This is a genomic window from Cohnella lupini (genome assembly GCF_003386205.1).
Taxonomy (GTDB): Bacteria; Bacillota; Bacilli; order Paenibacillales; family Paenibacillaceae; genus Cohnella; species Cohnella lupini.
In genome coordinates, this window is record NZ_QRDY01000022.1 from 37139 (window position 1) to 55467 (window position 18329).

The following is an 18329-nucleotide window of genomic DNA, read 5'->3' on the forward strand; positions in this document are numbered from 1 at the left end:
ATGGTCGAAAGCGCCAGAAACCTTTGGCAGAAGTCCCGAGGATTTACGGTCATAATCTCGCTCGTACTTCTCATTGTCCTCGTCTTATTGATCAGCATGAATACCGGCTTCATTCGCTTGACCCCATTAGAAGTCATTCGGACTTTCTTCGGCGGCGGAACCGATAAACAGCATCTGATTCTGTTCGACTTCCGCTTGCCTCGTATCGTGATTTCGATCTTGATCGGCATGGGATTAGCCGTTTCCGGGTGCATCCTGCAAGGGATAACGCGTAACGGCCTTTCGGATCCCGGTATTCTCGGCATTAACGCGGGGGCTGGACTTGCCGTTCTAACCTACATCATGTATTTTCCGACGACCATATCCGCTCCCGTCTTTTTCTTGCCGATGTTGGCATTCGTAGGGGCGTCGGGAACCGCAAGTCTAATTTACATGCTCTCGTTCAAGAAGAACGAAGGAGCTTCTCCAATCCGGTTAATCTTAAACGGAATCGGAATCGCGGCGGCCATCAGCGCTGCAACTGTCGCGATAACGCTTCGCTTGAGTCCGGAAAAATTCCAGTTCGTGGAACGATGGAACGCCGGAGCGATATGGGGAACGAACTGGAAGTTCGTACTTGCCTTGCTGCCGTGGATTCTTATTCTCATTCCTTATTCATTCTATAAGTCGCGCACGTTAGACGTACTCAACCTCGGCGAACAATTAGCTGCAGGCTTAGGCGCGAAGGTCGAGGGGGAACGTCTTCGATTGCTGGCCGTGGCTGTCGCGCTTGCGGGAGCATGCGTCGCGGTAAGCGGGGGAATATCGTTCGTCGGCTTGATTGCTCCCCATCTCGCGCGAAGATTAGTCGGCTCTAAGCATCAGATCCTGCTTCCGACATCCGCTTTGGCCGGAGGGTTGCTCGTCATTATATCCGATACCATAGGGAGGGTTGCCTTTCAACCCTCGGAAATTCCGACGGGTCTTGTCATAGCCGTAATCGGAGCGCCATATTTCCTTTATCTGCTTGCGCGGTCAAAAGAAAAGTAGGAGGAATCGGAATGGATGAAACGGAGTATTCGCTTGGAGTCGCAACGCCCGTCTTAAGAATAATGGATGAACCCAAGGCAAGAGAGTTTTACGTGGATTTTCTCGGCTATCGGATAGATTGGGAGCATCGGTTCGAAGAAGATATGCCTCTCTATATGCAGATTTCTCAAGGGAGCAGCGTACTTCACCTCTCCGAGCATTATGGCGACAGCATGCCCGGAGCGGCACTGCGCATAGAAATACGCAATATTCAGGCTTACCATAAGTTTCTGAGCGAGAAGAAATACAAATACGCCAGACCGGGTGTCGAACAAGCCTTCGGTTCCGATGAGATTCGCATAACAGATCCGTTCGGAAATCGCATCACGTTCTACGAGAGAGTGGCCGAAGCCGGAGAATCATGAGTTAGTTCTGGGTTTCTTGAAAATGGACGGAGATGATGCGGTCGTTCGCGGTATAGAATCGTATGCTAACTCGAACGCCGTATTCTCGGCTGCCGTCCTTAAGCCACAACTTAAAGGTTTCTTCCGCGATATCTTCGGAAACCTGCTTGCGGCCAACATGCAAGTAATCGATAATGCTGGCGCGATATTTAGCTTTCGTCCGTTCCATGGCGATAATTCCCCATTTGGCATACTCAGGTGCTTTGGCAATCGTGGTCGAAAGGGGAAATGCGCAGGGAACGACTCCGGACACCGCGCTGACTATCACTGCTAGGATCAATGCACGTAAAGCCTTTTTAGTCATAACGTCGACACCGTCGCTTTCTCCGGTAAAGTTTCTACAGTCCTGCTCTCGCTGGTTATTCTGACCTTAAGATCGGTTATTATGCCAACGATTCCATTAGTGAATATATTGAAAGCGAGGGGGCGGTGGCCACCTCGCTTTCGTATTAGTTATCGGGGACTGATCATATTCTCAGGGCGTACGATTTTGTCGAACTGCTCCTCCGTTAACAATCCGCTTTGCATCGCAGCTTCTTTAAGAGTGAGGCCTTTACTATGCGCGGTCTTCGCGATCGAAGCCGCATTCTCGTATCCGATATGGGGATTAAGCGCGGTAACGAGCATTAACGATCGTTCCAAATGCCCTTGAATGACGGATGTGTTCGCTTCGATGCCGATCGCGCAGTGATCGTTCCAAGAGTGAATGGCGTCGGACAACAGCTGGGCCGACTGCAGAAAGTTGTAAATAATAACAGGCTTAAAGACATTCAATTCGAAGTTTCCTTGGCTAGCGGCGATTCCGATCGTGACGTCGTTACCCATAACCTGCGCCACGACCATCGTCAGCGCTTCCGACTGGGTAGGGTTAACTTTGCCGGGCATGATGGAGCTGCCGGGCTCGTTGGCCGGAATGGTAATTTCCCCGATTCCGCTTCGAGGTCCGCTCGCCAGCCATCTGACGTCGTTGGCGATCTTCATTAAATCGACGGCAAGCGCCTTAAGCGCTCCATGGACATGTACGATCTCGTCATGACTCGTAAGCGCGTGGAACTTATTGGACGCAGACAGGAACTTTTTCCCGCTTAGCTCGCTCAGCTTCGCCGCGACATTATCACCGAATTGAGGGTGGGCGTTAATTCCCGTTCCGACGGCCGTCCCGCCGATCGCGAGCTCCCGAAGGTATTCGGAGCTATCTTGGATCATGCGATCGGTTTTGTCGAGCATCCTCACCCAGCCGCTCATCTCCTGACCGAGCGTAAGCGGAGTGGCATCCTGCAAATGCGTGCGTCCGATCTTGATGACATTCGCGAATTCATTGCTCTTGAGCTCCAGAGTTTGCTTTAATTTTCGAATGGAGGGAAGTACTTTATCTTCGATTGCCAGTAACGCCGAAACGTGCATGGCAGTCGGGAACGTGTCATTCGAGCTCTGGGATTGATTGACGTCATCGTTCGGATGTATGCGTTGTTCGATCCCTTTATCAGTCAATAGCTGATTGGCGCGATGGGCTATGACTTCGTTCACGTTCATGTTGGATTGCGTTCCGCTGCCAGTTTGCCATACGGCAAGAGGGAAGTGTTCATCCCATGATCCAATAATGACTTCATCCGCTGCCGCGATGATCGCGCTCGCCTTAACTTCATCCAACTTACCGAGCTCTTGGTTAACGATTGCCGCGCTTTTCTTCAACAGAGCGAAAACTCGTATGAGCTCAATCGGCATCTTCTCGTTGCCGATTTTGAAATTCGACAGGCTTCGCTGCGTTTGCGCGCCCCATAATTTATGAGCGGGGACCTGAACTTCACCAAGCGAGTCTTTCTCGATCCGATAATCCATGGGCACACCTCATTATCATATATTGTTTGGCGAAGACGTTATACGTAGCATCCATCTTACCTTATAAAATTAAACCTATCCGCGCAATAAGTAAAACCACTCCGACGAGGGAGTGGTTTTATGTTAGGAAATACTCTCTTCTTTGCGCCGATCAATGGCTTCCGCCATCGTTTTGTCGGTCAGATGCGCATAGATCTGAGTCGTTTCCGGTGAAGCATGGCCGAGCTGCTCTTGCGTCTTGTACAGATCGTTGCTTAAGTAATAGTCGGTTGCAAAGGAGTGCCGGAGTTTATGTACCGATAGATAAGGTTTGCCGAAGCGTCTTGCGTATTTCATCACCATTTCCTGAATGGCGCGTTTCGTCATTCGGGATCCTTCTTTCTTCCCGTTGGCGATAGCCAAGAATAGCGCCTTCTCCTTCTTCGGAGACTTATATCTCGAATCTCGTTGCTTCAGGTATTCTTCCAGATCGCCTACCGCGTCCTGACGGAAGTAGACGGGAGTCTTGAAGGTATCGTCATTTTTCCCCTTACGGTAGACGTAGACCAATCGTTTCTTGAAGTCCATATCATCCGTATTCAGATTCACGAGCTCGGACACGCGGAGACCTGAATTCAGGATCAGGCTCACAATGCAGCAATCGCGCGTACGATTAAGATCATGAGAGTAGATCGCCTGTTTGTTCGCGGCAACATCATGGGCATAATCTTGTTTAATGTAGTTAATGAATTCGATGATCTCTTGCTCTTGAAGAAGCTTGCCTTCCAGCTTGGCAGCGGTATCCTTGGGCTTCTGCGTCCGTTTGATCGAGACTTTAGCCATAACGTTACGCTTCAGCAAAGGATAGAAATCTTCATCTTCGGCAATCTGGCTTAAATAGTGGAATAAGGATCGAAGAGAAGACAGCTTACGGGAAATCGTCGTCTTCGTGTTCGCGTTGTCCCGCTTCGTAGCGAGGAACATCCTGTAATTATCGACGCTGTCCATATGAAGACGTTCCAAGTCCTCAATAGGGATTTCCTTCATCGTCGCTCCTGAAGTTAAACCCTCGGCCATAAACCAAGAGAAGAACGTTTCATAATCGCGAACGTATTCCAGCAAGGAGGAAGGAGAGAGATCTGGAAGCTTATAATTGACGAACTTCTCGACGTACCACGGCATTCTCGGAATTCTTTGGTCGAGATCTTCACGGTCTTTCTTCTTCTGCAAGTTCACGGAGATCCCTCATTCCCAAGCGATTTCTACGACAAGTATAACAAAAATTAACGAAGATATCAGGTTTCGCGACAACCGCGGTTCATACGCCACAAGAACGTCATGAAGTTCATTTCGTTTCGCTAATCTCATTTGATACAATAGGCATATTGGATCATGTTCCTGAGTTAATCGAAGGAGGAGAAGCCATGCAGGGACCAGGTTACGTCTTCGCTTGGATCGTCCTGCTGCTCATACCGGCGCTCGCCGTTCGACGAAGGCGGTGGTGGCCGCTCGCGGTGTACGCGGTCGGATTTCTCATATTTCTCTACGCCATAAGGAAAGAGAACGGCGAATGGAATGATCTTGCCGATTTTGCTACTCTCATCGTCATCGTTATTCCGATATACATCATTGCTTCCATTCTGTGGGTTACGTTAAGCATCATTGACCATAATCGCAAGAAGACAGGAAAGCACTAATATAAACATAACAATTATTATGTAAACATCATGAATGCAACGGAGTGCTAATAATGATTAATGCCATTAAACAAGATTCGATCGTGGACCGCGAAGCGCTGGATTTCATCGAATTATTCTATCGGGAGACCGGGCGTCCCAAAGAAGAACGCGACGGAAGAATAGCGGAGGTTCAAGCTCTCCTGAGTGAGTTCGGTACTTACGAGCATACGGTGGAGGAGTTAACCTTTGGAGCAAAAGTGGCTTGGCGGAATAACAGTCGTTGTATCGGAAGGTTATTCTGGGAGTCGCTGGATGTCAAAGACGAAAGAGCGGCCGATTCGGAAGCATCCGTCGCCGAGGCTTTATTCAGACATATCGCCTTCGCAACGAACGGCGGACGGATTCGTCCGACCATAACCGTATTCGCTCCCCCGCAAGCGAACGGAAAATCCGTCCGAATCTGGAATCATCAACTCATCCGTTACGCAGGTTACAAGTCGGTTAACGCTGTCGTCGGGGATCCGGCTTCGGTCGATTTCACCGAACAATGCATGAAGCTTGGATGGCAGGGGCAAGGAACGAAGTATGATATCTTGCCTCTCGTCATTCAGGTTGACGGCAATCCGCCCAAGTGGTTCGACATACCGGAGTCTTACATTAAAGAAGTGAATATCGTGCACCCGAGTATCGAAGAATTCGCTTCCTTGAATCTGAAATGGTATGCCGTCCCGATGATCTCGGATATGATTCTTGATATCGGAGGAATTCGATACACGGCCGCGCCGTTCAACGGCTGGTACATGGGGACGGAAATCGGATCGCGGAACCTGGCGGATACCGATCGTTACGACGAATTGCCGGCAATAGCCGACCTTCTCGGGTTAGATCGTACAACGAATACGTCCTTATGGAAGGATCGGGCATTGTTGGAACTGAACACCGCGGTTCTGCATGCTTTCAAATCGAACGGCGTCAGCATTGTCGACCACCACACGGCGGCTGAACAGTTCATGCGGTTCTCTAAGCGCGAACAGGATAACGGCCGCGAAGTGAACGCGCGATGGTCGTGGTTAATCCCGCCGATGTCGCCGGCAGCTACTCCTATCTGGCATCAAAGCAACATGACGGAAAGAGCCGTCAAGCCCGACTATACGGCTCAACCTCGTCCTTACTAAATAAATTTAATTCTCAATTGGAGGTCACATAAGAAGATGGCCATTATTCAAGTGACGATAGTACCATTGGGTACCGGATCGACAAGCCTTGGCGAGTATGTCGCCAAGGTTCATCAAATACTCCTTCAAGCGGAAGACAGGATCAAATTCCAGATGACCCCCATGAGCACGATTATCGAAGGAGAATTGGACGAGCTTCTGGCGGTTGTACGGCAGATGCACGAAGTCCCGTTCGAACACGGCGCCATGCGAGTGTCCACCTCGATTACGATCGACGATCGCAGGGACAAGCACGGGACAATGGAGCAGAAGCTCCGTTCGGTCGAAGAGAAGTTATAATTCGAGACTATTATTTTACGCGATCAAAGCGTTTCGAGATTTGTTTATGTAATCCGAGACCGTCCCCCTGTAAATCTCGTTTAAAGATAAGGATGACCCGATGTCGCCGGGCGTCACGAAATAAGAGGGTTTTCCTATCGCGTCATAACCGGTTTTCTCAAGAACGGAAGCGACGAATTGGGAGCAGAAATACGCGTTCTCTCTTGGAAACCTCTTTTTCAGCAATATGCCGAATAGACCAATTAGATCATATTTATAACGATCCTTATTCGTCATCATTTCGGATACGTGTCCATGCATCGCGGCATAATTTTGATCTCCTACATAATACCGGTATATCGCGCAGTTCGCATGATTGTAAAACGGATCCAGGAAATTTTCTTGGATTAAGCCGCCTGTGAACGGGTTGCTGACTTTCTTCCTCCCAAAGCTGTATACTTCCTTTAGCTCGCAGTCGAAGGAAATGGAGGCGTGGTTAAGAGGCTCTTTGGTAAACCATTTGATGGTTTCGCTAAAAACGGTTCCCGTGCCAGTCAGAACAATGTAGACGAAATCGCGGTTCATAATGGAATGCAGCTCCTTTCAAGGACGCTCGGTTGATTATCGTTAATTTCATGTTAAAGGAATTCGACTGTTAGCAGAACGCCCTTAGGTAGAGTCGCTTTCTATGACGAAAGGCCAATTCTAGCCTCGACTTGAGGCGGGATACGATTCGAAAGGAGGATTACTGTGCAACGGATTATGATTTGCGAGGACGATCCGAAGCTTGCGGCCATTCTGAAATCGAACATCGAGAAAAACGGTTACGAGTCCGGCGTCGTGGTTGATTTCGATCGCGTGCTGGATTTTTTCCAATCGTACGATCCCCATCTCGTATTGATGGACGTGAACTTACCGAAGTACGACGGGTTCTATTGGTGCAGGCAAATACGGGCGATTTCCAAGTGTCAGATCTTGTTCATCTCCGCTAGGTCGGGAGAAATGGATCAAGTCATGGCTCTAGAGTATGGCGCGGACGATTACATAACCAAACCGTTTCACCTGGAAGTCGTCATGGCTAAAATTCGTAGCCAATTGAGGAGAGCCTTCGGGGAATACGCTCGAAATACGGAAGAACGGATCGTGGAGAAAGATGGGTTAATCGTGTATCCGGAGAGGTTGGAGCTCGAGATCAATGGCAATCGCGCGTTGCTTACCAAGAAGGAAGCCGTATTGCTGGAAACCCTCATTCAGCAACATCCGCGAGTCGTCAATCGAGAAGACTTATTGGACAAGCTATGGGATGATCAGGCATTCGTAGACGAGAACACCTTAAACGTGAATATCACCCGATTACGGAAGAAGCTCCAAGAGGTCGGCATCGACGATGCGGTCGAGACCGCAAGGGGAGCCGGATACAGATTGCGAATATCCTGGCTTGGCAAGGAGTAATTCATGAAGCTGTTTATGCGCGAGCACCTGCCGTTAATCCTATTTCATATTTTTCAATTGTTTATCGTCTTGCTCGTTTATTGGTTGGATGGTTATCGAAATTTACATACGGGCCTTTATTCCGTTTTCTTGGGAATCGTCGTTTTGTCCGCATACTTGGTTTATAGATATTCCACTCATCAATCGTTCTACAAGAAGCTGTCCGCTCCGATGGATTCATTGGACGATTCCATCCATGGAGGCGGAACGGCACCCTTATCCGCGGCATTCGACGAGCTTCTTCGTTCGCAATACGACCATTTCCAGCAGCAGTTGAAAATCAGGGAAAAAACGCGAACGGACCATCTAACCTTCATGAACCAATGGGTCCATCAGATGAAGACGCCGTTATCCGTCATTCGACTTATGATCGAGGAAGGAAAGGACGAGCGTTCCTCGAGCATGCTCGAGGAAACGGATCGATTGGAGAAGGGCTTGGATACGGTGCTGCATGCGGCAAGATTGGAAACCTTCGAACGCGATTTCCAAGTCGAGGCCGTTCGTCTCCGTGCGATCGTCGAGAATGTCATACACGAGAACAAACGCTCATTTATCGTAAGCCAAGTGTATCCCGATCTGCAGGTGGCTTCCGACCTCATCGTAGAGAGCGACGCGAAATGGCTCTCGTTCATGATCGGCCAACTGGTGACCAATGCGATCAAATATTCGGCGGGTTCTCATCAGAAGATCACCTTTTCTTCCGCGGTGCTAGACAATCAGGCGATTCTGGAAATTCGCGACCGCGGAGTCGGAATTCCGCTATCCGATCGCAAGCGGGTGTTCCAGCCTTTCTATACGGGCGAGAATGGGCGTCAATACCGGGAGTCTACCGGAATGGGGCTATATTTCGTCCGGGAAATCAGCAGCCGACTTGGCCATCGCCTCGAGCTGGAATCCGAGGTCGGCACCGGAACTTCGGTGAAATTGTTCTTTGCCTCTTACCTTACAAGGACGTAATGTTGGTGAAAGGTTAAACGATAGGCCCGATTCTTCTTATCCCTTACACTGAACTTAGAATTCGAATGGGAATGAGATAGGAAGAGGAGAGTTGAAAAATGGAAATGCTGAGCGTACGCCAACTAAGCAAGATTTACGGAGGAAAGGTGCCTTCGCGGGCCTTGACGGATATCAGTTTGTCGATAGAAGAGGGTGAATTCGTCGGTATCATGGGTCCCTCGGGAAGCGGCAAAACGACTCTGCTTCATCTCGTTGCCGCGATCGATACTCCAACGACCGGAGAGGTTCTGATTAACGGAAGCAATCCTCATAAGCTGAAGAAGAGGGATTTGGCGCGGTTTCGCCGCAGAGAGCTAGGCTTTGTTTTTCAGGATTTCAACTTGTTGAATACGTTAACCGTCGAAGAGAATATCGTGCTGCCGCTTACGTTGGAAGGTGAACGAGTGAAGGTGATGGAGGAGAAGGTGGCCATCATCGCCAACAAGCTCGGGATCGAGTCGATTCTCAAGAAGCGGATCTATGAAATCTCAGGCGGACAAGCGCAACGTACCGCGATTGCCAGAGCGATGATCCATTCCCCCAAATTTCTGTTCGCGGACGAACCGACCGGAAATCTGGATTCCAAATCCGCACGGGACGTCATGGAAACGTTAAGCGAAATAAACCGGTCCGAAGGCACTGCCATGATGTTAGTCACGCATGACGCGGTAGCGGCTAGCTATTGCCATAGGGTCGTATTCATAAAGGACGGTCAATTATTTAATGAGATTAATTGCGGAGAAAGCCGCCAAGCGTTCTTCCAGAAAATCATAGACGTTCTGTCGTTGCTGGGAGGGAACGCGCATGACCTTTCGACAATTCGCGTTTAACAACGTGTTGCGTAATAAGCGCACGTATGCGGCGTATTTTCTGAGTAGCGCATTCTCCGTCATGGTTTTCTTCGTATACGCCGTATTCGCTTTCCATCCCGATCTCGCGAACGGGAAGATTAACAACAACATTTCCACCGGCATGCATTTCGCGGAAGGGCTGATCTACGTTTTCTCGTTCTTCTTCGTCCTCTATTCCATGAGCGCCTTCTTAAAGACGCGAAAAAAGGAATTCGGGTTGATGATCATGCTCGGCATGACGCATACCCAGCTTCGAAAGATGGTATTCCTGGAGAACGTATTGATCGGCTTTTTCGCGACGATTTCCGGTATCGTATTGGGGTTGGTCCTGTCGAAGCTGTTGTTGCTAGCCTCGGAGAATTTTCTGCAATTAGACGAATCATTGCCGTTCTATATGCCGATAAAGGCGATCATGTTGGCTTTAGCCGCATTTATCGTACTCTTCGTTCTGATTTCCCTATTCACCGTAATTATACTGAGAGCGAATAACCTGATCGACCTGATCAAAGGAAGCAGCAAACCGAGAACGGAGCCCAAATCGTCCGTGCTGTTGTCTTGGTTAGCGTTAATTCTGCTGGCAGGCGGTTATGCGGTTGCTATGATCGTCAAAGGGATCTTCGTGGTATATGCGATGATTCCGGTTACGTTAGTCGTTATCATCGGTACTTATTTCTTGTTTACACAGCTCAGCGTCTATCTGATTCATAAAAGTCGCTCTAAACGATCCTTCTTCTGGCGCGGAACGAATATGCTATTCTTGTCGGATTTGTCCTACAGAATGAAGGATAACGCGAGAACGTTCTTCATGGTTGCCGCGTTGTCCGCGGTTTCGTTCTCGGCAATCGGCTCATTAGTCGGATTCAAAACGATGTCGACGGAAGTTTTATTGAACGAGAATCCTTTTGCATTCGAATATGTGTCTTATGAGGGCAATGAATCGGTGGCGCCGACTCATCTTGAAGCTATTGAGAGCGCGTTACGGGCAGGGAAGTTCGATTATGCTCGACTTCAAGCCACATTGTCCGAGCAGACGACGGATTCGGGAAGCAAAGTTACCGTAGTTAAAGCTTCGGAATACAATGCCATCGCTCAAGCGGCTAATGAGCAGACCGTGCAGCTAAGCGGAGATCAAGCCGCCATGGTCTATTATGCGAATAAAGTCATGGGGGAAAAGACGGAACAGAAGGCGCGGTCGGTCCGTCTATCCGCAGGATACGAACTTAAGCCCAGTACAAGCATCTCGCCTACCAGCTTGCTAATTGACGATAGTTACTACGTAATCGCGGATTCCCTATTCGATATGTTGGATAGGAGGGAGACGAATGTATTTTATGCCTTCGATGTGAAGGGCGACTACAAGAAGACGTTGAAAATCGGCCGAAATCTCACGGAGATTTTCCATGGCGATAACTTCCGATTCCAATCGCTTGCTTATGATGCTCATCAGTTGACTCAAGGTTTCGGCGTCGTTTTATTCATCGGACTGTTTATCGGGGCGGTATTCTTCGTTGCGGCCGGGAGCTTCTTGTATTTCAGGCTTTACGCGGATCTTCCGGACGATAAGGCTAAATTTGCTTCGATCATGAAATTAGGACTGACCGATGGAGAGTTGTCCAAGATTCTGACTAGACAGCTGCTCATTCTGTTCTTCGCGCCGATCGCCGTAGCCATTGTTCACGGAGCCATCGCTTTGAATTCGCTGCAGCGGTTGTTCGGCTATTCGCTCATGAGAGAATCTTTCCTCGTATTAGGCACGTTCGTCCTGATTCAAGTGGTCTATTTTCTGCTGATCAGAACTCGGTACATTAGGCAAGTATTGGATTTTATACCTAATCGATAACCACAAGTTTGAATGATGGTAAGGAATATAAATTCTCTTTTCAGACAATGAATAGATTATTAAAATCATGTCGAGGAGAATGTGACGATGAATATTCCGGAAAAGGAACCGCATCTTGAAAAGCATTTCAAGGCTTCAGAGTTTATTCGTGATGTCGTAATCGGTATGTCGGATGGTCTTACGGTCCCATTTGCTCTCGCGGCAGGCTTGTCGGGTTCCGTTTCCGGAACGAATTTGGTAGTCATCGCTGGCGTTGCCGAAATTGCCGCGGGTTCCATTGCAATGGGGTTAGGCGGTTATCTAGCTGCTCGCACGGATCGAGAGCATTATGAGAACGAACGGAAAAGAGAACAGCGAGAAATCTCCGAAGTCCCGGATCGGGAAAAAGAAGAGGTTGCTGAAATTCTCAAACAATGGGGACTGAAAGAACCGAATATTACATCGGCGGTTGAGTCCATTAGCGATAATCCCGATAATTGGGTTGATTTCATGTTAAAACATGAGCTTGGATTAGAAAAACCCCAACCCCAACCCCAACGAGCAAGGAACAGTTCGTTGACTATCGGATTATCCTATATCATAGGCGGATTTATTCCTTTGCTTCCGTATATATTTATTTCTAGGGCTCAAACCGCATTGATCACATCTGTGATCGCAACCATTATTGCGTTGTTTATATTTGGTTATATTAAGGGACGATATACCGGTTACAGACCTTTTAGAAGTGCCGGTCAAACTACGCTTGTCGGCGGAGTAGCTGCAGGGATAGCTTTTATGGTGGCCAAAATCATTTCTTAACGTATTGTTTTTTTCGTGGGAAGAGCATCTCGAAGTGCGTTCCTACATTTAATTTAGACTCCACTCGAATAACACCGTCATGCACTTTTACGATCCATTTGGCAATAGATAATCCAAGTCCCGTACCCTCATCTTCATGAGTCCTTGCTTTGTTGCCGCGATAAAACCGATCGAAAATATAAGGGAGATCCTCCTTTTCGATGCCGAAGCCGGTATCCTTGACACTTATATTCACGAAATGGGATTGGTAGCGTGCGATTAACTCGATTTTTCCGTGAGCGGGGGTGTATTTTAACGCATTATCCAACAAAATGATAAGCAGTTGTCGTATGCGACCTTCATCTCCCCATAATGAAAGGCGATCTTGAATGTCTGCTCGAATTTCGATATCTTTGACGTTTGCTAGTAACTGAAATTGCGAATTGATTTCCTTTAATAAGACGTCTAAAGCAATAGTAGAAGATTGGATTTGCAAAAGGTTGGAGTCCGAGCGCGCCAACGTTAAAAGGTCGTCTACCAGTTTGTTCATTCGCTTGCATTCTTTCAGTATAACAGCGATACTCGGGCTCTCCTCTTCAATGGAATGGGAGGGATGGCGGAGAAGAACTTCAGTCTGAACGTGAATGATGGTGATTGGCGTCCTAAGCTCGTGAGAGGCATCCGCGACGAAACGTTGCTGCTTATCCCAGGCGCTTCTGATAGGTACTAGCGCTCTTCCGGCAAGGAAAAACCCGGCAATGATGGAAATGCCGATGCCGGAGAGCAAGGCTAATGCGACGTCCCATTGCAAGGCATGAAGCGTGTTTTCCGCATCCTCAAGGCTTCTTACAATACCTACTCTTAGAATCGTCTTTTCATTTGAATAACGGTATGTAAAGTTAAGTACGCGATAGCTCCGATTGTCGTCGGTTACTGTCCGGAGCTGCGGAGAGTCGACGGCTTTCTGAAATCGAGCAGCTAATTGCTCCTTAAAAGACCGCATCGGCAATTGGCCGATCAGTTCGCCATTGGATTTCCAAAATAGGTAGGTCGTTCGTTCGTCTTGCTGAGAGTCCGGGTGATTCGTTTGCAGTATACTGGAGAGGTTATCAAATTGCTGCAGCCTAAGCTCTGCTTGCTTCAACATTTCATCCGTGTCATGGAATAACCGATATCGCATATGGGCATAAAGCAATGAACTAAGGAACGCCAGAACAATAACGATAACAAGCACGTTGAGAAGAACAAGCCGTTTATGGACGCTATTAAACATCGGAATCTCCATTGAGTAAATAGCCGATCCCTCTTACGGTTCGGAGAAGATTCCCTTCGTCGCCAAGCTTTTTACGCAAATGATGCACGTAGACATCAACAGCCGTCGTCGAAGAATTGGAATCGAACCCCCACACCCGGACAAAGATTTGTTCCCGTGTTAATATCTGATCTTTATTGCAAACAAAATACTCCAAAAGCTCGTATTCGGTCGTCGTTAAGTTCAAGGATGTATCATTCATATAAGCCTCTCTTCTCGTGGGGATGAGATGAATTGGACCGCATACGAGCTCTCCATCGTTCTCGATTGTCCCTCTTCGACGAAGTACGGCTCTAGATCTTGCTAATAATTCGGATACGGCAAAGGGTTTCGTAATATAATCGTCTGCCCCTGCATCAAGACCGGCCACTCGATCGTCGACGGCGTCTTTCGCGGTTAATAAAATAACCGGAGTCTTTAACGACTTCGATCTTAATTTCTCAACGACTTCAATACCGCTCATGCCCGGTAACATGACGTCGAGTACGATCAAGTCATGAATAGCTTGAGCGGCCCAACGATAGCCTTCGTCGCCCGTGAGCGCTCCGTCGGTGAGGAAGCCTTCGTTATTGAATACTTCTCGAATGATCTTGAGCAGAGACGGATCATCTTCAACTACGAGCAATCTCATTTATCGAATTCCACCTTTTTATGTTTCAAGAAAGATTACATAACTTTAAGATAACAGGGCCGATTAACATCTATAAGCTATCACTTCATAGTTTACAAGTCAATTTAATGCCATTAATGAGGAGCTCAACGAAAACATAACACGATGCAATTTTAGGAATCGTCGCGTTCCTATTAGGATCAAGTAAGTTAACGTCAAAAAGGCATCCCTGCCCGGGTATGCCTTTTTGACGTTAAATTTTGTTTATTCGATTTTTTAATAAAGTTTCAATCTTTATCCGTTATGGTATTCTTACAGCCGTTCAAACTAAGAGGCTGTGAACGGAGGGGAAACATGGCGAAAATGAAAACGAAGTGGATTGCTTTATGTTCCTCGGCGATCGCGGCCGTCTACTCGGCAGGATTGTTCATCACGAACGAGGATTTCAACAATACCTTGCCGGATATTCCGCAGCAGTCGGCGTTATCGATTCCTTATGATGTCGCTACGCCAACCGACTCTACACCTACGTATAATGCCCAACCGACAAACAAATACAAGAACGGAACCTTCCATGGCACGGGAAGTAACAGAAGAGGCTCGATTCAGGTTACGGTAATCATAAAAAACGATGCAATCTCAGAGGTAGAGATTGGTAATTTCGCCATGCACTACTCGGAAAGAGACATTTCTGGATTGCCAAATGAAGTGCTCCAATCGCAAAGCGCAAAGGTTCAGAACGTATCTGGCGCCACTTATAGTACGCGAGCATTTGAAGATGCCGTTCAAGATGCACTCGATCAAGCTAGAAATGGGTGATGACATGGAAATCAAAAAAACGAAGCTCGGAATGGGGACGTTCATCGAAATACAAGTTGTCGACGCGAACCCCGAACAGCTACGGCAAATGGAGATAAGCGTCGATCGGGCTTTTCAAATATTCGCGGCGGTGGAAAGGGTATGCAGCCGGTTCAGCGCGGACAGCGAATTAAGCAAAGCAAGCAGGAAGGTTGGCGTAGCTGTTCAAATTAGTCCTGTTTTATTCGAAACGCTTCGCTTCGCATTGGAGATGTCGCGCTTAACGAACGGAGCTTTCGATCCGACCATTGGCAAAACACAGGAGAATATTGGATTTAATCGTCACTATTTAACGGGATTAACTATAAATACGCCGATCGAAGCGAAAGCTACGTTTCGAGACATCATTCTGGATGAAGCTGCAAGGACGATGCAATTATTGAAACCCGCTGTCATCGATTTGGGCGCTGTCGCCAAGGGCTTTGCCATTGATATGGCTTCAAACGAGCTCCGCTTGTTCGAAGGGTTCATTGTGAATGCCGGAGGCGATCTGTATGCAGGCGGATTGGATGAGAGCGGCTCACCCTGGAAAATCGGCATTGAGCATCCGGATCGTGAGGGTCACATGCTCGGATTCGTCCGATTATCCAATCAAGCGTTATGCACCTCTGGCAGCTACGAACGAATCAGTCCAAACTCGCCTGGAGTGCATCACCTAATCAATGCGCGAACGAAAAGACAAGCGACGCAGTGGAGTAGCTGCAGCATCGTTGCGCCATATGCGATGATGGCCGACGCGTTTTCGACTGCCGCTTTTTTGCTCGAACCGCAGGATGCGGAAGAATTAATTAACAAGGCTAATTTGTATGGTGTTATGTTTACTTCAGATCAACAAATTCGACGAATAGGAGACGGTTTGTTATGACGTTGAATCGTTGGGCTCAAACGCCGAAGGGCTTTGTCTCCATGTTGTTGATCACTAATTTGCTAGTTTCCTGCTTGTGGGGATCCGATTGGGACGGAATGATTCAAACGATCGTCGCTGTAGGATCGACTGTAGCGTTGGACGTCCTTATAAGCTTTATGAAAAAGAAAAAACACCTCAAACCTGACGGCGCTTTAATTACGGGGCTTCTGATTTCACTTGTGCTGAGCGTCACGACGCCATGGCCGATCGTAGTCGCCACGTCCTTGTTAGCAATCGTATCCAAGCACGTTCTCGTTGTTCAGAAGAGACCAATCTTTAATCCGGCGGTGCTGGGACTCGGATTATCCGTTATGATATTTCATTCCGAACAAAGCTGGTGGGGGGCGTTCGGAGATTTGCCGGCATCGTCTATTCCGCTCCTTTTAATAGCTGGATTATACATCACCGGGAGGATAAACAAATTTCCGCAAGTGCTCTCATTTCTAGGGATTTCTTTCTTATGTTTGCTGATTGCCAGCATCTTTCACATCGAAGCCGTTTATGATGCATTTCGACCCCCATTTATTAATGCTACATTGTTTTTCGGTTTTTTCATGCTGACGGATTTGCCGACATCGCCTACAAAGTATTCCGATCAGACAGTTTTCGGCATGCTAACTGCTGTAATCGGCGTACTCGATTACGTGTTTTTCGGTGGACTCGTCTATTTGTTCCTCGGACTTATATTCGGCAATCTGTTCCAAGCATACAGAACATGGAGGAGGGCAGGCGTAAGAAGAGATCAAAAGAAGAGTTCTATGTATCCCGATCGCCGTGGTATGACCTTATAGCTTTTAACTTGGGGGAATAAGAGAAATGCAGTCATCACATACTCTTTAATAAATTTTCAATAATTACCCGTTATGCTTGTGGCCTAATCGAAAGAACAAGGAGGTTACGAAATTGAGTGAAATCTTGGATCACGCACATCCAATACTTGTCCACTTTCCAATCGCAATCATTACCGCAGCCGTCATCTATGATCTTGCCGTAGCGATTTGGCGGCGCTCGCTCCCCTTGAAGCAAGGGCTATGGTTATGGCTGGTCGCCGCTGCGTCTGCTTGGCTAGCCGTTGCCACTGGGCCAGAAGACGACGTTCGGGGCAATACATCATTCTTGGAAATTCACAGCATGTTAGCAGATGTTACGGCGTGGGTCGTCAGTATTCTTGCTGCGGCGAGGTTGTTAATGCTCATTCGGGGCAAGATTTCTATTGTGAAAATCTGGCTCGTCGCATATCTTATCATTGCCATTGCATCTTGTGGGCTGGTTCTAGGCACGGGCTATTATGGAGGCAAAATGGTTTACGATGATGGCGTAGGAGTTAAGGTCAACGGAACTAGGGTGAATCCGCCAAGGGGCAGACTTGACTGATCCTGTTCGAGGACGTGTAGAAAAATGAGTAGTAGATAATGATATAATGAACTAGACTGACTCCATAACTTTTATTATGTAAACAAAACCGTTGGATCCGTAGTTGTGGAGAGCCCAATTTCCTGCTTCCACCATTGAGCTAGCGGACAGTTTAGCGTGGCGGTCAACCAACTAAGTGGTTGCTTACTCTCAATTGTTGGAAGGAAAGTTCTATTCTTTCGCGAATTCATTAGACATGCCGAAGTTACGAATTTCGTAAAAAAATCGCGGTAGAGCATTGGAAAGAGCATTTTAGTTTTCTATATCTTCATAGAAAGGTGATTACGCATGAACCAAAGACCGTCAGAAGAAGAATACGCCGGGGACGCCGGCGAGTATATCCGGTTGGTGCCGGAAGGCAACATCATCGATAATCTGCTCGCCCAGGAAAAGCAAATGACCGAGCTGCTGGCATCGTTGAGCGAAAGCCAGAGCGCCTATCGGTATGCGGAAGGAAAGTGGACGCTGAAAGAAGTCGTGGGCCACATCGCAGACAGTGAACGCGTCATGACCTACCGCCTGCTCCGATTTGCAAGAGAAGATCAGACGCCTCTGCCCGGTTACGACCAGGAATTGTTTATTCCTCCTTTCGGAAGCTGGACAACCGCGCAATTGGCCGAAGACTACCGGGCCGTACGGCAATCGACGATCACACTGCTGCGCGGGTTACCGACGGAGGCGTGGTCCCGCAAGGGCACAGCCAACAACTTAAGCATTACGGTGCGCGCCCTCGCTTACGGCATCGCAGGACACGAGCTTCATCACATGGGGGTCATCCGAAATCGTTACTTGAGGCTGCCACCACGCTAGGA

The 18329-nt window shown here is 48.0% G+C and carries 21 protein-coding genes; 15 read left to right on the forward strand and 6 right to left on the reverse strand.

What is annotated here, in order from left to right; translation table 11 throughout:
• A complete protein-coding gene (locus DFP95_RS24065) occupies positions 1–1029 on the forward strand; it encodes a FecCD family ABC transporter permease (RefSeq protein ID WP_115995242.1) in 1029 nt (342 codons plus the stop codon).
• Between the two features lie 11 nt (positions 1030–1040).
• Positions 1041–1433 (forward strand): glyoxalase superfamily protein, encoded by a 393-nt coding sequence (locus DFP95_RS24070; protein ID WP_115995243.1) that lies wholly within the window; start codon positions 1041–1043, stop codon positions 1431–1433.
• A 1-nt stretch (position 1434) separates the two neighbouring features.
• Here the strand turns inward: DFP95_RS24070 and DFP95_RS24075 are convergent, their stop codons facing one another.
• From DFP95_RS24075 to xerS, 3 genes are all read right to left on the reverse strand, one after another.
• Positions 1435–1776 (reverse strand): DUF3889 domain-containing protein, encoded by a 342-nt coding sequence (locus DFP95_RS24075; protein WP_115995244.1) that lies wholly within the window; start codon positions 1774–1776, stop codon positions 1435–1437.
• Between the two features lie 149 nt (positions 1777–1925).
• Entirely contained in the window at positions 1926–3311 is a 1386-nt protein-coding gene (gene fumC, locus DFP95_RS24080; RefSeq protein ID WP_115995245.1) for a class II fumarate hydratase, read from the reverse strand.
• Between the two features lie 123 nt (positions 3312–3434).
• On the reverse strand, positions 3435–4526 hold the full coding sequence (xerS, locus tag DFP95_RS24085; protein WP_115995246.1) for a tyrosine recombinase XerS: 1092 nt from the start codon (positions 4524–4526) through the stop codon (positions 3435–3437).
• A gap of 188 nt (positions 4527–4714) precedes the next feature.
• Here xerS and DFP95_RS24090 point away from each other — a divergent pair, with 188 nt between their 5' ends.
• The 3 genes from DFP95_RS24090 to DFP95_RS24100 are packed head-to-tail and all read left to right on the forward strand — an operon-like array spanning position 4715 to position 6483.
• Positions 4715–4987: a hypothetical protein gene (locus DFP95_RS24090; protein ID WP_115995247.1), complete on the forward strand. Its 273-nt coding sequence runs from the start codon at positions 4715–4717 to the stop codon at positions 4985–4987.
• Between the two features lie 53 nt (positions 4988–5040).
• Complete coding sequence (locus DFP95_RS24095) at positions 5041–6144, forward strand: nitric oxide synthase oxygenase (RefSeq protein ID WP_115995248.1); 1104 nt, start codon at positions 5041–5043, stop codon at positions 6142–6144.
• 36 nt (positions 6145–6180) lie between these two features.
• Entirely contained in the window at positions 6181–6483 is a 303-nt protein-coding gene (locus DFP95_RS24100; protein WP_115995249.1) for an MTH1187 family thiamine-binding protein, read from the forward strand.
• A 15-nt stretch (positions 6484–6498) separates the two neighbouring features.
• Here the strand turns inward: DFP95_RS24100 and DFP95_RS24105 are convergent, their stop codons facing one another.
• Positions 6499–7047, reverse strand: a complete 549-nt coding sequence (locus tag DFP95_RS24105) for a hypothetical protein (RefSeq protein WP_115995250.1) — start codon at positions 7045–7047, stop codon at positions 6499–6501.
• Positions 7048–7212: 165 nt separating this feature from the next.
• On the opposite strand from DFP95_RS24105, the gene DFP95_RS24110 reads away from it, so the two are divergent.
• From DFP95_RS24110 to DFP95_RS24130, 5 genes are all read left to right on the forward strand, one after another.
• Entirely contained in the window at positions 7213–7914 is a 702-nt protein-coding gene (locus DFP95_RS24110; protein WP_181907587.1) for a response regulator transcription factor, read from the forward strand.
• A gap of 3 nt (positions 7915–7917) precedes the next feature.
• Positions 7918–8910, forward strand: a complete 993-nt coding sequence (locus tag DFP95_RS24115) for a sensor histidine kinase (protein WP_115995251.1) — start codon at positions 7918–7920, stop codon at positions 8908–8910.
• Between the two features lie 98 nt (positions 8911–9008).
• Positions 9009–9779, forward strand: a complete 771-nt coding sequence (locus tag DFP95_RS24120; RefSeq protein ID WP_115995252.1) for an ABC transporter ATP-binding protein — start codon at positions 9009–9011, stop codon at positions 9777–9779.
• On the forward strand, positions 9754–11640 hold the full coding sequence (locus tag DFP95_RS24125) for an FtsX-like permease family protein (protein ID WP_115995253.1): 1887 nt from the start codon (positions 9754–9756) through the stop codon (positions 11638–11640). The genes DFP95_RS24120 and DFP95_RS24125 overlap by 26 nt, the downstream gene beginning before the upstream one ends.
• An 87-nt stretch (positions 11641–11727) precedes the next feature.
• A complete protein-coding gene (locus DFP95_RS24130) occupies positions 11728–12438 on the forward strand; it encodes a VIT1/CCC1 transporter family protein (protein WP_245987933.1) in 711 nt (236 codons plus the stop codon).
• Here the strand turns inward: DFP95_RS24130 and DFP95_RS24135 are convergent.
• On the reverse strand, positions 12428–13690 hold the full coding sequence (locus DFP95_RS24135; RefSeq protein WP_181907588.1) for a sensor histidine kinase: 1263 nt from the start codon (positions 13688–13690) through the stop codon (positions 12428–12430). The two genes, DFP95_RS24130 and DFP95_RS24135, sit on opposite strands and share 11 nt — an antisense overlap.
• The gene (locus tag DFP95_RS24140) at positions 13683–14360 is read right to left on the reverse strand and encodes a response regulator transcription factor (RefSeq protein WP_115995255.1); all 678 of its coding nucleotides are present in this window, start codon (positions 14358–14360) and stop codon (positions 13683–13685) included. Before DFP95_RS24140 ends, DFP95_RS24135 begins: the two co-directional genes overlap by 8 nt.
• A gap of 333 nt (positions 14361–14693) precedes the next feature.
• Between DFP95_RS24140 and DFP95_RS24145 the strand changes: the two genes are divergently transcribed.
• The 5 genes from DFP95_RS24145 to DFP95_RS24165 all read left to right on the forward strand — a co-directional run bounded on the left by DFP95_RS24145 (position 14694) and on the right by DFP95_RS24165 (position 18327).
• Positions 14694–15158, forward strand: a complete 465-nt coding sequence (locus DFP95_RS24145) for an FMN-binding protein (RefSeq protein ID WP_115995256.1) — start codon at positions 14694–14696, stop codon at positions 15156–15158.
• Positions 15118–16062 (forward strand): FAD:protein FMN transferase, encoded by a 945-nt coding sequence (locus DFP95_RS24150; protein ID WP_245987935.1) that lies wholly within the window; start codon positions 15118–15120, stop codon positions 16060–16062. Before DFP95_RS24145 ends, DFP95_RS24150 begins: the two co-directional genes overlap by 41 nt.
• Entirely contained in the window at positions 16059–16895 is an 837-nt protein-coding gene (locus DFP95_RS24155) for an RnfABCDGE type electron transport complex subunit D (RefSeq protein ID WP_115995257.1), read from the forward strand. Before DFP95_RS24150 ends, DFP95_RS24155 begins: the two co-directional genes overlap by 4 nt.
• 112 nt (positions 16896–17007) lie before the next feature.
• Complete coding sequence (locus DFP95_RS24160; RefSeq protein WP_115995258.1) at positions 17008–17478, forward strand: DUF2231 domain-containing protein; 471 nt, start codon at positions 17008–17010, stop codon at positions 17476–17478.
• 327 nt (positions 17479–17805) lie between these two features.
• Positions 17806–18327 carry a DinB family protein gene (locus DFP95_RS24165; RefSeq protein WP_115995259.1) on the forward strand — a complete coding sequence of 174 codons (522 nt, stop codon included), beginning with the start codon at positions 17806–17808 and terminating at the stop codon, positions 18325–18327.
• Positions 18328–18329: the final 2 nt, after the last annotated feature.